This window comes from Candidatus Nitrosocosmicus sp. FF01 (assembly GCF_047711275.1).
In the GTDB taxonomy this organism is placed as follows: Archaea; Thermoproteota; Nitrososphaeria; order Nitrososphaerales; family Nitrososphaeraceae; genus Nitrosocosmicus.
Window position 1 is genome coordinate 437767 of the sequence record NZ_JBLNIG010000002.1, and the last position, 16399, is coordinate 454165.

Sequence of the window (16399 nt, forward strand, 5' to 3'; positions counted from 1 at the left end):
GGTTGGATTTGCTTGAGCATACTATTTGATTTTGTAGTGTATATCCTTATTGTTTCTTGAGTGTGTATATTGCCTGCCCTGCCACGTTAATGACTTGGTTTTTCCATAAACAAGTAACATAGCAGTATAGTAAAAACAGACGATAAAGACAAACCCAGATCCAAAAGGGGCTCCTAAAGTATATACAAATGGTATTCCTCTCGTACTTCTTTTCATTGAATAGAAACCAAATACAAACAAGCAAAAAATCAAACTTAAAACAGGCAAATATAGCACTAAAAGATAGTACTTTTCTTGAACACTTTGGACATAAGATGCAGTCAAAAGTTGAATACTAATGGAGAGTGTAATCGGAAAAAGTACAAACGGTAGTACGCAACTAAAAAAGATGATCAATAAATTTAGTATACTCTTGTATTTGTTATTCATTATTAGAGGTGCTATGGTTCTTCCTATTCCATGCCATAGAGTAGTTAGATCATCAGCCCATAATGTGTAGACCATATTTTTTAATTTAACTAATCTCAGCTCATATCCTCTCTCTTTAATGATGATACCGAGTGCTTTATCTTCTTGTATTTCTTCGCGAACTGATTCAAATGTTCCTATATTTATTAATACTTGTCGCTTAATGAGAAAGAAGCTGCCCATCAAATAAGCAATTTTTGATTTTGGATCGTTTACTTCAGCTACTGAACCAACGCCAAATAGTATGCCAAGGAGATCCCACATTGGATTTGTTATCTTTGACCAAAAATTGGTAAGTCTCTCTGAGGTAGGAATTCCAGTCAATACATCAAGTTTTTCTCTTTTCATATACAACACAGCTTGTAGTATTGTATCTCTTTTAGAGTAATATGTATCTGCATCGGTAAAAAGCAAAATTTCTCCTTTGCTTAAAAGGAATCCTTTTTGAGAAGCCCATGTCTTTCCTGTCCATTGATCAGGTTTATTCTTTAAAGTTATGATTCTAAGTCGATCCGCCGCTATAATTGAGGTAATAGAGGTATTTACCGTATTGTTGTTGTTGTTGTTGTTGCCATCAATGATATTTTTCAATATCTTTGATGTAGCATCAGTTGAATTATCATCAATAACAATAATTTCAAACTCCGGATAATCTTGTTTTAGCAAGGATAGTATGCAACGTTCAATGTATTTTTCCTCATTTCTTGCTGGAATTACTACGCTTACAAAGGGCAAATCATGATACTTGTTTGACAATGTACTTGCTAGCATGATTTTGTCATCATTCTTATGTTTACGAGATGATTCTTGTTTTTGAAACCTCTTGATGCCACGATTATTTATGATTGAATATGCCCAAGTTCCTTTTGATTTTAATTTATATCGATAAAACCATTTTTGTTTTTCAGATCTGATGACAGGTATAGAAAATTGTGCTCTATAAGATAGTCTGTATAAATAAGCACAAGCACAAATTGTCATCGAAAATAGCATATACATAATAATTATTTGTACATCCTGATGAAATTGAAAAGTTATAGTAGATAACATTTACATATTTATTTGTCTTAAAGTTTGTATAGTCACATTAGACCACCACTGGTTTCTTATGACCAATAGAGTCTTCAGTAATGAGACATTCAATGCTGGACATATTGCCCTGATTCCTCAAAAAGATAACAAAACATATTGCAATTCTCCGTGGGATCTTGTTAACCGCTAAAGGGTTTTTAGTTATTACAACGTATGTGCTTTTTGTCAATTAATTTAATCTCTTATAATAATAATACACAAACAATATGGAAGACGACATAATCAATAAAAAATTTTTATTGGTTGCACTATACACTCCCATTATATCTAATCTTTCAACTTTTGAAATCATTACTATTGAAGTTTACTTGTTCATGTATCAATTCACTTGTTATAGTTTTAGTTTCAAATATTGGCTTTTTCTTTAATACTATTTCTTCTTTGACAAAAGATCTTTTAGTGATGATAGGCTCTTCTCTTTCTAAAGCAATAATTATTTCAGTCACATTATTAGAATCGCCAGTAATACCAGCTTCTTGTTCTTCTTCTACTTTTATTGTTGAGAGAGTACTTTCTGATATAGTATCAGTTGCTTTATTTATATCCACGTTGACAGGTCTTTTAATTATAGTAACTTTATCATAGCTTAATTCGATTTCTTCACTTTTTGTTTTCTTTATAGGCTCTTTTATTACTTGCACATTTTCTTCTATAGTCTTTTTCGTTACTTCTAATTCCTCATCTATTATTGGAATGGTTGTCTGAACTTCATGTGACATGTCTGAGGCTTTAAATTCTGAATAACCTTCAAAAATAGTATCTTCAGTTTGTTCATAGCTTTTAAGATCACTTTCATTGATCCTTAAACTTAAGAACTCGCCATCATAACTTTCTATTGATGAAATTGGTAGATGATACTTTTTCTTATTTATTAGCCCTCTTTGAGTAACTACAAATGTATCTCCTATCTCAATTACTTTTCCTAAATCTAGTCCATCAATCCCGACAGCTTCTTTATCTAAAGCGTCATCAAAATTAATATTATTTTTTGAATTTGAATTTATTGTCACTTTCTTGTCAGACACGACCTTTTTTGTATAACATATTATATATTATTATTAGATTCCAGTGATTTCTTCTTTGTTACCATCAGGGTATTTCACAGTAACTTTTTCATTTCTGACTTCTACATCCAACTTACGATTTTCAGAGATTTTGGATTTCTTTATGATTACTTCGCCTATCTTGACTATTTTCTTGTCTATAATTAATTGCTCTCCCCAAAGTGGAATTACTTGTTCTTCTTCTTCCTCTTCCATATTATTCGAAACTTGTATTTGGTTCTTATCCGTCTCCTGGTCGGTGTATTTTTTTAGTGGTAATGCTGACTCAGCTTTATTTTCATGATTTAGCTCTTCGTTTCTCATGATTTTTATGTCTAAATCATTTGGATATTGTTTACTATCTTGGCCACTATTATTTGATTCATCATTTGCGTTCTTCTGTGGGTGAACCACTTCTGAAATTTTTTCCTTTATTTTTGAAAAAACCTCTATCAATTCATTATGAGAATACGAGTCAAGCTCACGTCCGTTGATAAATATCTCCTCATGTTTTGTCGGAATTTCAATTTTGCTTGTTGAATTGATCCATTTTTTTTCTAAATGCAATTGAGTCTTTGTAACTTCTTTGCTAATGCTGAAATCTTCTTCATATACAGGGATTTTCTCTATTATTTCCTCTTTTTGCTGTAATGGGGTATTAATGGAAGGAACATTATCTAGATTTGATGGAATTTCACTACTGGAAGGGATTTTTGAATTATCAGTCACAAATATATTATTACATTATTATTTATAATATTGTATATTTTTGGTATTATGAGATATAATTTTTTTTATTAATTTATGTAATTATTTAAGGATAAAACTTGTTATGTTATTTAACTGTGGTAGTAATATACACATCATTGATTGTCGGTTGCCATTAAAGCAGACGCAAGATAGTATAGTAGGATATCATTTTTTTGATCATGTAAATATAGTCTTTAGTGGAACCTCCAAAAAAAATCACATCAATTTGGCCATTGAAATTGACAATTTTTCAAAAAAATTATTCGTATAAGTACTACAAAGTTACAAAAACCAGTTAACAAACCACAAACAAAAAAGATATCTCAATAGGCTAGCTAACCTTGCAATCAATAAAAACAATTAGAAAAATATTGAACAATTACGGTTGTTTTACTTAAGATTTTAATATATATATTAACTGTGATGTGCACCTTTAGTTATTGATAAAAATAATAGAAGAATATTCTGAGCTTAATAAAAAAGAAATAAAGAAAATAAAAGTAAAAACAGAGGATATGCACGAGATCACCTTTGACTCCTATCCAATTAGAATTACATCCAAGAATTTAGAATATATGCAATATGAAGTGCAAAAGAAAAGAGATCATTCGAAAAATCATAATGGCAAAAATGATGGAGTGCTAGATAAGGCAAAAGAAAAAGCTCTAGAGTTTAAGGATTCTGTAGTAGATACCACTAAACAGTCATCGTCTTCTAACGTACAATCACAATAATTGATTATCACTTTCATGTATGTTCAGTATTTTAATGGGATATTACTAGGTCTACCACTGGAGGATTATTCCTCGTATATCAACAAGTACTAAACTAATTATCTTAATGAAAATAAGTTACTATCAATTTAGATCAAGCGCGATATTACAGCTTCTTGGTTTAGTTTCTATTACTAATATATTTTTTTGAAAAACATATTTCATCTTTAGAGTAAGTATGATACCAATAATACTAGTTAATAACAAGCCAAATTATGCCATTTACCACTACGGCAAATAAGAATCTATAATAATACCTGTTGTTGTTCCTCCTATAAGAAAAGGAACTTGATATATTAGAGTTGCTTTAGATAGTGCATTTACATTCGTATTCATATTTATTTTTATTTAGGACCGTTCAACATTGTTTTTATGGCGCTACAAACCCACAATGAGATTAAATTGAATATCATTTACTATTACTTTTCTCATTTAGAAGATAACAATTTGATACGAATTTTTTGAATATTATGATGGAATAAATTGATCTAATCATTTGAAAGCACAAATACTTAACTAAATCGTTCTGCGTCTTAGGAAATAATGATTCTTAAAGTATATGTTTTAATTTCTGAACAATACAGTATTAAGCAAATATAGTTAATATTTCGTTATTCAGCGAAAGCGAATTTGAATTGTTAAAAAGACAAAGATCGACGTAATTTTCTAAAATTCTGGTGGTATGGATAATAATTTCCTTTGACAAATAATATGTCTACTATGTGGAATATATAATTTGTTAAATTATACAATATATGTCATCAGTTCATGATGAGGATATTGATTGGGACAAAGTAATGGAAAAAGAAGCAATGGGTGAAAACGGCCTGGACCTTGGAACTATTAAACAAATAGAACAAGAATATATCATCACTGAAATGGGAGGTCTTACCAAAAAAAGATATAAACTTCCAAAGTCTGCTGTAAAGTCCTTTAATGGTGTATTTTTGAACTTTCTATTAGACGAGTCAGATGCATCAGCTTTTATGTTAAAGGAAGATAATGTTAATATCAACACCGACTCTGTAATGCAGCCAGTTGAGTCAAGCGTGCAAAAAGAGGAAGAAACTTTAGTTCCACTAATTGGGGAGGACTTGAAAGTAACCAAAAAAATAATAGAGGATAATGTTAAAATAACAAAAGAACCTTTAAGGGAAACAAAAACTATACAAATCACATTGATGCATGAAAAAATTACAGCCGAGAAAATAACAATCAGTAACAATTTTAATACTTATAATAGCAAATCCGTCTCTGTTCCTAGTGCAAATAACACTGCATCTTTAGAGGATGAGAAGGAAGATGACAATGAACCTGCTATATATTCGAAGATTGAATTGTTGATACCAGTAAAAAGAGAAGAACCAGTCATCACTAAAAGATCTTTTGTCAAAGAAGAAATAGTATTAAAGAAAAAACCGGTAACGGAAACAAAAAACATATCAGGAGAAGTAATGAATGAAGAAATGGAGTATATCAACACGACAGAATGAATGACATTATAATTTTGTTTTAGAATAATTTTACCAAAATCAAATTTTTCGTTTTTTTTGTTTGAAAATTATCCAGGGATCTTGTAATCCATTCTTTCATTGATTTGATATTTTTGACATCTGTATCTACCAAAAGTCAAAATGTAATTTTTGTCATATGCCTTCATTAATTTTTAAGATATTTTGAATATATAAAATATTAGTAGGTTAAATAGCATATTAAATATAGTCTAATTGAAATAGGTGAAAACTAAGCCATATAATATAAAGCGTTTATTATCCAGGGCTTATTTTAGATACTACAATGTCATTTCTTTAAACAAAAATTTACTTATTTCAGGCTTTGTAGGCTTGACGTTTAGCATAATTGTTTCACATTTTTTAGTAGATCAAGCCGTTGATTCGATTGTAAACTCTGCACTAACGGTTACAGTAGGTTTCATAGCATATAAAACAATTTTTGCACTTCTCTTTCACAATGATAACAAGAAAAACTATACGAAGAGACGATCTGGACGGTATAACTTTAGACTATTAAAACATATTTGGATTAGGATCCTTCTTGTTAGTTCGGTATTTGACAGTATAAATAATATTACAAGATTTATTCTTATGATCCAGTTACTCAATTCAAATTATTCAGCCATTGAGTCAACAACAGTTTCATCGGCTATCGCTTCCTTAATATCTTATTTATCTATTAATTTGGTTGTAAAATACACTCATCTTTATTATCTGAAAAAATGAGATAACTAATCACCCGTTGTGACTACTTTCGAGTATATTTATAACACGCATAAATACCATGATGGCAAAATGCAAAGTGGACATTTATTTTCATGATAATGATTCAAAAATGAGGTATAAGGTATATTGGTATAATATGGCTTCGTGGTAGGTATTACTATTACTATTACTCATTACCATTTCAAGTATTAATTTGTTTATGTATTAATACTTTGTTGTATAAATTATTGTATGAGTTCAAATATTGATTGGAGTGATGCTATTAAAAAGGAAGCCGAGGGTTTAAACGGCGAGGATTTTGGAGAAGTGCAGGATGTATCAAATGGATTTGTTTTGCTGCAGAGGGGCATCATCAACAAGGAAAGGTTTCTAATACCTCAGGGGTTGGCTGAAAGCTATGACGGTGATATTGTAAGGTTTAGCATATCAGAAGATGATATGCTAAATAAGTATCGTCAGGGGTCTGAGGTAGAATCAGCATCAGCAACAGCAACAACGATAAATACAGAACAAGATATGACAACGCAGGATAACGTACAGAAGGTAATAGAAACGAGTCCTTTGAAAGAAGAAAGACTTGACGTGTCAAAAAATGTTCAGGAGCAACAAGCCACAATAACAAAGAGGCCTGTGACTGAGACTAAGACTATAAAAGTCCCAGTAACTCATGAGGAAGTATCGATAGAAAAACGGGCACCTTCAGGCGGAGATGGTCAAGTTGCTTCTGAGGGTCCTGTAACTTCAACACAAGAGATAAGCATTCCAGTCAAAAAAGAAGAAGTTGAAGTAACTAAAACTCCATATGTAAAAGAAGAGATTGCAGTCACAAAAAAACCAGTTACGGAGACAAGAGAGGTCAAAGAAGAGGTAACCTCTGAAAGGATTGATACAGAAGATTTAAGATAAGATAATGGATTATTTATTTTTTGGAAATTTACATACAATATCGCGATATAGAGAGGTGCAGTTATACTCATGCCCGTAAGAAGATGGATAGTGTCGTATTTAGCTAGTAGAGGCGTTCAAATGCTAATTAATAGGCTTCTAAATCAAAGAAGGAGGCGGTAAATTGTTCAGTGGTCAATAGTATGCATTGGTCAATATAACGCCAAGTTACTGTATCAAATACTATACATAATTGCGCTATAGTTAAATACCAACGGTGCATATTGCTACTAAATATATTTTCTTAGAATACAAGCAATTAGAAATAAAAGCGATATAGAATATCTTAGTTTTAGTTATATATTTTGCATAGGGTAGGATGAAATTTTTTCTCATCTATAAAAGTCTTAAATCATTTTGTACTGTTAATCACGTTATGAATTACGTTAGTGACATAGATTCTGATTCTTCTGGACCTGCTATAACATCAGAAAATAATAAAGCTATAAAGGAAATACAAGATAAGCTGAAGGAACTAGTACCTTCGTTACATAACTCGATCAACCTGACTACTATTAAAGACCTTGAATCACGTATATCTAATTTAGAGCAAAAAGTAGATCAAATTCTTAAGACTTTAGAATCTAGAAAGATTAATTGAAGAAGATCACTTTCTTGCTATTAAATAGTATATTCTTTCATGAGTTTTCTTCCCACCATTGCCTTTATCCTTTCATATTGTATGAGCAAACATACTTTAGAAATGAATTTTGACTCACCTTCATGCATTAGAAATTACTACCATGATATCAAAAGGAGAATAAGTTTGGATTGAAACTAATTATTGAATACATGGATTGCGATTTTAAATATTGGATATAATGTAATCTTACACAGTAATGCTTAATGTTTAACCTCATTAGATGTATTGGTCTTAATTCATTAAAATAATTATGAGTACTGATCATATGGAATTTGTTGCTGCTACCATTGCTACCACTACTGCCTCCGCTGTCTGGCCTAGTAGTACGAAACTATAGTTAAATCGACATTTATACTCCGTTTTTCCCATAGCTTTTGTTGATATATTTATAATATGTTTAGATAGTAATAGTATGAGTTCAAATATAGACTGGACAGATGTTATTAAAAAGGAAGCAAGAGGATTAAATGATTATGATCTGGGTGAAGTCCAAGAGGTTTCTAATGGACTAATCCTAACTCAGAAAGGTATTGTAAACAAGGAAATTTTTAGTATCCCGCAAAGCATTGTTGCAAGCTACGATGGAAAGGTATTACGCTTCAGAATCTCAGAAGACGAGGCTACCAGCAAATATAAAAAATATTTTAAAAGAGATCCAAATGATATGGGTACAGATAATACTGAATTGGAGAATAAATCACCAAAGTTCGATGCTCCCAAGATTGATACGGTAATTGATAACGCAGTTGACGATACCTTGGAAGAGGCATTAATACCACCAACGGCAGAAGAAATGGAAATTGAAAAGAAAGTCCAAAAAGAACGAGCAGCCTTAGTAGATGAAGCTAATTCAGATATTACCATTACTAATGATAATCCTTCCTCGTATGTAGTGAATAATACAGAAGATACTCAATCCGAGATGGATGCGGATAAACAAGTTAGAGAACCGGTAAATTCAAAAGAAGATGTATCAGATCCTTTGAAAAAGGAAGAAGCTGGCATTTCATAGTTCTACAATTTTCCTGCTATAAGAAAAAGTCTGTTAATGGATATATCCACTAAAGAATCATCTAAATCCAATATCTATAACCTTACCATCAAAATCAAAAGTATTTTTACATTATTCAAGCGATGTTCTTATAATTTGTTATATTAGGCATAGTATGTCTCTTAACAAAGATGATAATAGAGTAGTAATTATTACTGGTTTGAGTCAAGGGATAGGGCAGTCAATTTTAAAAGATTTTGTAGAGTCTGGAACTAATGTTTTGGCTAATTCACCTAATGAGCAAGAGTTAAAAAAAATAGTTTCAAGTATTTCAGATTTAAATGATTATGATAATAACAATAGAATATCATATCTTGTAGGCGACATCACTGAAAAAGGATTTGCTGAAGTATTAATGGAAGAAGCAATAAAAAAATGGGGAAGAATTGATATCTTAATCAATAATGCAAAAATAACTAACAATCCCAAGATAAAGTGTGATGATGAAGTTATATCTGAAAATAAACAACAGCAACGAGAACAGCCATCTTCATATTTTGTGCCCGAAGAGTATGAAACGTCGGATCCAATGATAAGAGGTATATATTATTGTATCAAAGCAGCAGTAACTCGGATGTTATCTAATAATGACGGCAACGCCACTATTATTAACATATCGTCTTGTCAGGGATGTCTGTCCCAGCAATCTGTCAATTCCTATAGAGAAGATAATTTTGGAGTAGATCCATATGTTGATTCCATGGCTCGAATCGAAACTTTAACAAAGTCAATTGCTTTACAGTTAGCAGATAAAGGAATAAGAGTCAACGGAATTGTACCTGGTCTTGTGCTTGACGATATAGATGATGAATTAGTTAAGGATGTAAATAAAAGAAATTACAAAGAGAATGAAGTTCCTTTAGGAAGGATCGCTAAACCGCAGGAAATATCTAGGGCAGTCCTTTTCCTAGCCTCAAAGGAAGCTAGTTACATAACTGGAGCAATGATCCCTGTGGATGGAGGTTTAATGCTAAAGCGTCCTAATTATTTCGTGGAAGTAATTTAGTTGTACCATACACACACAGAGAGAGAATCCAACTGTTCATCCAAAAGAATGCATTTAGTTAAATAATACATACCTCTTATTTACTGCGTCTAACTCTAAAACATAGAGTCAAATTCTATCATCAAAATTATTCTTACGAGTTAGTCAAATAAAAGAGGTGCATATTGTGATGTGTGTGGGTTTCGATAATGAAGCAGGAGAAGAGGAAAATTATTATCGTTCATTAAAACTATTCTTCCTGATTTGGTTTATAGTAAAGTAATGATTTAAATCAAAATAATTTATACTATTAATCTATGTGTTTCTAATCCAGCTTCTATCTACTAAATTTACCACATTTTTATTATAAAAAGAAATGATCATTAAAATGAATTTTAGTTAACTTATGTATATTATATGCCTAATATAGTATGTTAAAAATATATATTTGTATTAACAATGAGCGAAATTATTGATAAAGTAAAGGAGAAAGCTAAAGATGTAAAGGATGCATTTGTTGACACTACAAAAGATGCTGCAGATAAGACAAAAGATACTATAGATCCATCATCATCATCTTCTGATGGAAATAGAAGATACGAGGAAGGCGGACCCGGAACAGATGTAAATAGAACCGATGATCCGCTAACAGAATATAGAGATAAAGAACCTATGACTCCTGCTAAACTTAATGCAGGCGAGCCAACTGCAGTAAAAAGAGATCCAAGTGATCAACAAATTACTTCGGAAGGACAGACTGGAACCAATACTCCAGAAGCACAAGAGGAATATAGGAAAAGAGGAATGACGAAGGTGGATTCTCATGAGCACTCGCACGAAGGTTCATCGTGTTCATGTGGTCACTAGTCCACATTTGCTCAGAAAACCAATATGGTGTATAAATAAACTAGCGATTCAATTTTTACAGACAGTGATTGTGAATTATAATCGACTGTCACTATTTTTTTAGAATAGTAAGTATATTTTTGCCAAGTCATGATCATATCTTAGAAATGAGTATTTCTATCAGTCGTGTAAAACTCAACTGTGAGATTTGTTACCATATATATCCTATAAATCTAGTTTCATTTTGTTTCCTTTAATAATCAAATATAATCTATCAAAATATTTACTAATCTGGATCGGATCCACAACTAAAGCGCTGGAGGTGGGCCGCGAACCATGATGCTCAACTTGTAGGTTTATCTAGTTATCTATAGCATAAATAACTGTAAATCAGCTTAATAAAGAACACTACTGAAAAATCCCTATGGGCCATTATAGAAAAATATTCATAGCGAGTTTAGTTTAAATGATGTGAAAGTGCAGAGCCTAGAAATTTAAAGTTAATCAACGGACTATGTTAGGGTTTAATTTTAAATATCTTTTTGATGAAATTATATTATGGTTTCAGGAAATGGATCTGGATTTAATGAAAGTCCTAATCACTTTATGGTTTTAGACGCTATTGCTCGAGGTATGAAAAAAGTGAACAGCATCGCTAAAGTTACCAAATTATCTAAAGATGAAGTGGAATTAATTGTAAACGACTTGAGATCACAAAGACTAATAACTCTAGAGGTAAAAAGAGGATTCTTTGGTAATAAGAAAATCGAAGCTTTTATCACAGAAACAGGAACAAGAATATTGAATTCGAAAAAAGAAGAACTATCCTATAAATCTCAAAAACTTCAACAACTTTATGAAACCGGTGATAGAACTCAAATGCAAAGTTACATGAATGATAACAGAAGTTGGATACCAATGATGTTATTTTCAGGATTGATAAATATGATGATGTTTGCGTCTATGATGTCGTTTATGGGAATGGCTATGAATCCTGCTGAAAGTGCGCAGACAGAAGGACAAGTTGATCAGTCAGGAGCAGCAGCAGCAGCAGAAGAATCAGCAGGAGCAGGAGCAGAAGATAGTGGAGCAGCTGGTGATACAGGCGGTTTTAGTGATATTGGTGGTGGAATGGATACAGGAGGTTTTGATTCCTTCTAGTAAATGCCTGGAATAGGATACTGTCTATTATTAATTATCATCATTGAGTTTCTAATCTAATAACCTGATGTTCTTCTTAAGACACATACAGTTCTTTATTTAATATTATAATACGATCAGAATCTAATAGGGCCTAATTAGATCATAATTTATTTTGTCTTCTTTATAGACTACTGGTAGTGATACAAGCTTTGTGATTACCAACTAAGAACAGTAACTCAATTCTAATTAATTGAAGAAAAATGAAAAATGAAAATTGATATTGCTTTTATAGAATAAGACTATACTTCTTGCGAAATATTGTTTATCCGATAAAAGCAATATTATTTATATAACAAACTATTTAGCCACTGATCATTTCATCCAGGTGGAGCATTTTATTAAAGGCGTGTTGTAGCCACCTATTGTCTATGACTTTCAATTCCAGGTATGCCTTGTTTATAACTAATAGTCAAGTTATCTCCCAGCTCATAAGGACAATTGTCAATTGATCGAGGCACACCATCTGAAGCCTCTACAACGCATGTGTTACCTTGTTTAATTTGTACAGAAACTACCTCTTCTATACTGCCACTGAAAAGTTGTGTTAGTGAACCTCCCATCAGCATAAAAACTACAACTATACCAGCTATGACAAAAAGGACAGCAAGTATTTTGGGTGAAAGATCAAAATCCATATATGATAGTTAATTTAAAACAAAGGTTTTAACGATTATACAGCTTGATGCATTTTTAACATGAACGTATAAATACCAAATAAGATAGTCAAATCAGTTTGTCAGTGGATAAACGATAATAACTCGTGAAAAGAATATTGTTTTGTTTTTATTATCTATACTGTTTAGCAAAAAATGAATGCATATAATTTATTTTGCTGAAAAATCTTTTGTTAGTTATTTACCACTTTTAATACACTTACAAAATAATTATTATGGTCCAAAACCAGATTTGATATCTTTATCCTTTACTTGCTGTTTTGAATGTGTGTTTACAGACTGTGAAACTTTGGAATCAAATTTATCATTTCTTTTTATTTGTTCTTCTTTCAAATCTGTAACTTGGTTTTTACTATAGCCGGAATACGATTCCGCAATATCGGCTTGATTTCTTTGTCTAAGCTCCTCAGCAATGTATTCTCTTAACTTGCTAGAATAAACAAAGTTATCAATTGGAGGATTTTCTGCAAGTTTACTTGCGATTGAATCTGAAATATCTTTGGCCATCATAAATGGTGTCCCAGCTCTGCTTATTCCTGTTAAAAGCTTTTCACTACTAAAGTTTTCTCGCTTTCCACTCTTTTTTTCAACTCTTAACTCCGATAGAGAAAAATTCGACTTTTCAACCATTATACTATTATTTTCATCTAAGTATAAAACTACTAACACATTGAAATTATGTCGAGGATTTGATGAAGTATATAAATAATCTATTAATTGAGTCTAAATCTAATAACAAAACTCAGTTAGTTTTTCAAACTAAATCATTATTTGTTTATTGTAGGAGATTCATTAATTGCTTTAGTATATAGAAAAAAGGTTTGAATAAATAACAAATATCGATCTACTGTTGGTAACATCTATAATCTGCTCTCATCAGATTCAACTTGTTACTTCACATGGACAATATTTGAAGTACATATGATAATACAAATAATAAATATCAGGGTTTGTTAAGATGATTCTGCAATATTTTAAAGTATCTTTTTTCTCAAAAGAATAAGAACATGGTTTTTAAAAATTACAAAACTGTAACAGACAAAGTCTGGGACTCTACTCGAATCCATACCGTATAATCGTAGAGTCCTCAAATAAAACTCTTGATTGAAAAGGAGCCGATTAGTTTATCTAGCAGTCCTGTGCTATGCAACAATCAAAACAATATCATTTGCACTTTCTGAAATTCTATATTCATGTTTTTTCTCTAAAGTGGGGTAATACTTTTTTACAAAATTGTTGTACAAAATCAAGTTCATCAGGACTAGTGCTATGTAAATAAATCTGAGTGAAACCACTATTAAAATAGCCCTCAAGTGGTTTTATCAAATCTTCTACAGATGTTACTATTAGGGTCGACTTTTTTAACTTTTCATCCGATACTTCTTCTAATGCTTTTTCCTGTAATTTTCTTGGATCATTAATAGAGGTATCAAACACATTTTCAATGTTGCTTGCTCTCCAAAAATTTACGGATTTGAATGCCTCATCGTAATCCTCAGAATAAGATATCTTGGGTTTTCCTATTTTCTCAAGTTTAGTTGGATCTTTACCTACCGCTTTAGCAGCCTGATCAAATTTATCAAATACGTCTTTTGAATTGTTAGGCTTTGATGTTGTGATCAGTCCATCTGTAAAAGTAGCTGCAGCTACAATAGCCTCAGGTCCTGATGCAGCCATATATAACGGGATTGGATGGGAGGAGGGAGTATAGAGTTTAGCCGATTTTGTCCTAAAATATTGACCATTATAGGTTAGAAATCCATCCTTGTCGATATGTGTATTGCCAAAGTTAAATCTCTTTTCGTTATCTGGTGGAATTTGAGAAAGAGGTTGATGGCCTTTATTCCAAAGATTGTTAATTATTTGGATCGCTTCTATTGTTCTATTTAATCTAGTTTCTGGAGAAGGCCATTCAAATCCTACGGAAACCTCATTCATGGCCTCTCCTGTGCCAATGCCCAAGCTAATTCTGTTTGGATACAACGTATCAAGGGATGCAAATGCCTGGGCTATTATTGCAGGATTGTATCTGTAAACTGGAGAAGTAACACCCGTAACAAATTGCATATTATTTGTTCTTTCTGAAGCTGCAGCAAGCCATATCCAAGTAAAATTACCAAATCCTCCATCATTCCACCATGGATGAAAATGATCACTTGTCATAGTTGAAGTAAAGCCGCCTTTCTCTGCTTCAATTACAAACTTGATTAAATCTTGCATAGAATATTGTTCTTGAGAAGCCCAATAACCAACTGATCTCACATCTTGTTATTTTTAAAATAGTATATATCACATATAGCATATACTAGACGATGCGATATAGAAAACAAACAAACCCATTGAAAAATTTACTATATCTTGGAATATACATGATGATGCTATAAAGAATTTGTAGAATTAGTTATTTATGATAATGAATCTCCAGATAATACAAATGTTGGGTGAATACAATAAATCTCCATTTAGGAATTTGGTAGGCAGTCTAACAACATTATCATTACAAACTATTCCATAGACAAAGTTAAGTCGGATGTAGGATTACTTTTAGTATGTCATTTACCATAAACTCCACGGCTAAATTAAATAACGGAATTCTAATTCCACGACTTGGACTTGGAGTGTATCAGATACCTCTTGGAAAATCAACATTCAATGCAGTCAAATACGCGCTAAAAGTTGGCTATAAGCACATTGATACTGCCAAGATTTATGGTAATGAATCTGACGTAGGTGAGGCAATTCAAGATAGTGATATAAAAAGAGATGAAATTTTTGTCACCACCAAAGTATGGAATAGCGACCAAGGATACGATTCAACCCTCAAAGCATTTGACGCAAGCTTAAGACGGTTGGGTTTGTCATACATTGACCTTTATCTTGTACATTGGCCAGTTCAGAAAAAGATTGTTGAAACATGGAAGGCTATGACCACTTTACTGAAAAACGGTAAATTACGTGCAATTGGAGTGAGCAACTATGACATTAATGAAATCAAAGAAACAATTCAAAACTCTGATACTATACCTGCTATTAATCAAGTGGAGTTTCACCCATTTCTATTTCAAAAGGATTTATTACAATTCTGCAAAAGTAATGGGATTCAACTTGAAGCGTATAGTCCATTAACCAGAGGTAAGAAATTAAATCATCATCAATTGATTAGACTAGGGGAAAAGTATAACAAAAGTCCAGCACAAATACTTGTACGCTGGAGCTTGCAACACAATCTAATTGTCATTCCTAAATCCAGTCACGAAGAAAGAATTTTAGAAAATAGTAGGGTATTTGATTTCTATATCAATGAAAAAGACATGGAAACTTTAAATTCGTTAAATGAGGATTTGCGTACAGTTTTCTTGGATTAGCAACAACAGTTTCGGTTAAAGTCGATCTTACTTTCTTTAGTCAAGTCTTTTATGTTTATCTCATTTGTTCTGTAATGATATATTTACAAACGATCATGGTATTATTGGGAGATATTTTTCTAATAAATTACTCAAAGATTTTTTAACATATACTTTTTGATACTTGCGAATTGAGTTAATTAGCTCTTGTACAATTGTTTCTTTCTTCTTAGCGACTAAACTGTCCTGTGGCTGAGAAGAGTTTTGCAAATTATCCTTAATTTTGTGTCTTTTTTTAGATAATTAAGGCATTGGGATAAATACGCGATTAAGGCGCCGGAG

At 31.8% G+C, this 16399-nt stretch carries 15 protein-coding genes; 9 read left to right on the top strand and 6 right to left on the bottom strand.

The genetic code is table 11. The features are described from left to right. Positions 1–21: 21 nt before the first annotated feature. The 3 genes from ACMT7R_RS07755 to ACMT7R_RS07765 form a co-directional block, all read right to left on the bottom strand. A complete protein-coding gene (locus ACMT7R_RS07755) occupies positions 22–1449 on the bottom strand; it encodes a glycosyltransferase (protein ID WP_415311044.1) in 1428 nt (475 codons plus the stop codon). 386 nt (positions 1450–1835) lie between these two features. Beyond that, positions 1836–2585, bottom strand: a complete 750-nt coding sequence (locus tag ACMT7R_RS07760) for a DUF2382 domain-containing protein (protein ID WP_415311045.1) — start codon at positions 2583–2585, stop codon at positions 1836–1838. Positions 2586–2618: 33 nt separating this feature from the next. Further along, positions 2619–3332, bottom strand: coding sequence for a DUF2382 domain-containing protein (locus ACMT7R_RS07765; protein WP_415311046.1), 714 nt, complete (start codon positions 3330–3332; stop codon positions 2619–2621). Between the two features lie 461 nt (positions 3333–3793). Here ACMT7R_RS07765 and ACMT7R_RS07770 point away from each other — a divergent pair, with 461 nt between their 5' ends. The 8 genes from ACMT7R_RS07770 (at position 3794) to ACMT7R_RS07805 (ending at position 11997) form a co-directional block, all read left to right on the top strand. After that, the gene (locus ACMT7R_RS07770) at positions 3794–4087 is read left to right on the top strand and encodes a hypothetical protein (protein WP_415311047.1); all 294 of its coding nucleotides are present in this window, start codon (positions 3794–3796) and stop codon (positions 4085–4087) included. Between the two features lie 794 nt (positions 4088–4881). Continuing rightward, the gene (locus tag ACMT7R_RS07775; protein ID WP_415311048.1) at positions 4882–5619 is read left to right on the top strand and encodes a YsnF/AvaK domain-containing protein; all 738 of its coding nucleotides are present in this window, start codon (positions 4882–4884) and stop codon (positions 5617–5619) included. 978 nt (positions 5620–6597) lie between these two features. After that, positions 6598–7272, top strand: a complete 675-nt coding sequence (locus ACMT7R_RS07780) for a YsnF/AvaK domain-containing protein (RefSeq protein WP_415311049.1) — start codon at positions 6598–6600, stop codon at positions 7270–7272. A 415-nt stretch (positions 7273–7687) separates the two neighbouring features. After that, positions 7688–7912: a hypothetical protein gene (locus ACMT7R_RS07785; protein WP_415311050.1), complete on the top strand. Its 225-nt coding sequence runs from the start codon at positions 7688–7690 to the stop codon at positions 7910–7912. 454 nt (positions 7913–8366) lie between these two features. Next, a complete protein-coding gene (locus ACMT7R_RS07790; RefSeq protein WP_415311051.1) occupies positions 8367–8966 on the top strand; it encodes a hypothetical protein in 600 nt (199 codons plus the stop codon). Positions 8967–9120: 154 nt separating this feature from the next. Continuing rightward, complete coding sequence (locus tag ACMT7R_RS07795) at positions 9121–10011, top strand: SDR family NAD(P)-dependent oxidoreductase (protein WP_415311052.1); 891 nt, start codon at positions 9121–9123, stop codon at positions 10009–10011. Positions 10012–10449: 438 nt separating this feature from the next. Further along, positions 10450–10857, top strand: a complete 408-nt coding sequence (locus ACMT7R_RS07800) for a hypothetical protein (protein ID WP_415311053.1) — start codon at positions 10450–10452, stop codon at positions 10855–10857. 537 nt (positions 10858–11394) lie between these two features. Further along, positions 11395–11997: a MarR family transcriptional regulator gene (locus ACMT7R_RS07805; RefSeq protein ID WP_415311054.1), complete on the top strand. Its 603-nt coding sequence runs from the start codon at positions 11395–11397 to the stop codon at positions 11995–11997. A 401-nt stretch (positions 11998–12398) separates the two neighbouring features. On the opposite strand, the gene ACMT7R_RS07810 is transcribed toward ACMT7R_RS07805, so the two are convergent. The 3 genes from ACMT7R_RS07810 to ACMT7R_RS07820 form a co-directional block, all read right to left on the bottom strand. Next, a complete protein-coding gene (locus ACMT7R_RS07810) occupies positions 12399–12674 on the bottom strand; it encodes a hypothetical protein (protein ID WP_415311055.1) in 276 nt (91 codons plus the stop codon). 252 nt (positions 12675–12926) lie between these two features. Next, positions 12927–13343 carry an ATP cone domain-containing protein gene (locus ACMT7R_RS07815; protein WP_415311056.1) on the bottom strand — a complete coding sequence of 139 codons (417 nt, stop codon included), beginning with the start codon at positions 13341–13343 and terminating at the stop codon, positions 12927–12929. A 561-nt stretch (positions 13344–13904) separates the two neighbouring features. Continuing rightward, positions 13905–14975, bottom strand: a complete 1071-nt coding sequence (locus ACMT7R_RS07820) for an LLM class flavin-dependent oxidoreductase (protein ID WP_415311057.1) — start codon at positions 14973–14975, stop codon at positions 13905–13907. Between the two features lie 287 nt (positions 14976–15262). Here ACMT7R_RS07820 and ACMT7R_RS07825 point away from each other — a divergent pair, with 287 nt between their 5' ends. Beyond that, positions 15263–16078: an aldo/keto reductase gene (locus ACMT7R_RS07825; RefSeq protein ID WP_415311058.1), complete on the top strand. Its 816-nt coding sequence runs from the start codon at positions 15263–15265 to the stop codon at positions 16076–16078. Positions 16079–16399 lie beyond the last annotated feature (321 nt).

Bases quoted from the DNA above. Each gene is read 5' to 3' on its own strand.
- ACMT7R_RS07785 (WP_415311050.1), top strand. From the start codon at position 7,688: ATGAATTACGTTAGTGACATAGATTCTGATTCTTCTGGACCTGCTATA.
- ACMT7R_RS07755 (WP_415311044.1), bottom strand. From the start codon at position 1,449: ATGACAATTTGTGCTTGTGCTTATTTATACAGACTATCTTATAGAGCA.
- ACMT7R_RS07790 (WP_415311051.1), top strand. From the start codon at position 8,367: ATGAGTTCAAATATAGACTGGACAGATGTTATTAAAAAGGAAGCAAGA.
- ACMT7R_RS07825 (WP_415311058.1), top strand. From the start codon at position 15,263: ATGTCATTTACCATAAACTCCACGGCTAAATTAAATAACGGAATTCTA.
- ACMT7R_RS07800 (WP_415311053.1), top strand. From the start codon at position 10,450: ATGAGCGAAATTATTGATAAAGTAAAGGAGAAAGCTAAAGATGTAAAG.
- ACMT7R_RS07805 (WP_415311054.1), top strand. From the start codon at position 11,395: ATGGTTTCAGGAAATGGATCTGGATTTAATGAAAGTCCTAATCACTTT.
- ACMT7R_RS07795 (WP_415311052.1), top strand. From the start codon at position 9,121: ATGTCTCTTAACAAAGATGATAATAGAGTAGTAATTATTACTGGTTTG.
- ACMT7R_RS07815 (WP_415311056.1), bottom strand. From the start codon at position 13,343: ATGGTTGAAAAGTCGAATTTTTCTCTATCGGAGTTAAGAGTTGAAAAA.
- ACMT7R_RS07810 (WP_415311055.1), bottom strand. From the start codon at position 12,674: ATGGATTTTGATCTTTCACCCAAAATACTTGCTGTCCTTTTTGTCATA.
- ACMT7R_RS07775 (WP_415311048.1), top strand. From the start codon at position 4,882: ATGTCATCAGTTCATGATGAGGATATTGATTGGGACAAAGTAATGGAA.
- ACMT7R_RS07780 (WP_415311049.1), top strand. From the start codon at position 6,598: ATGAGTTCAAATATTGATTGGAGTGATGCTATTAAAAAGGAAGCCGAG.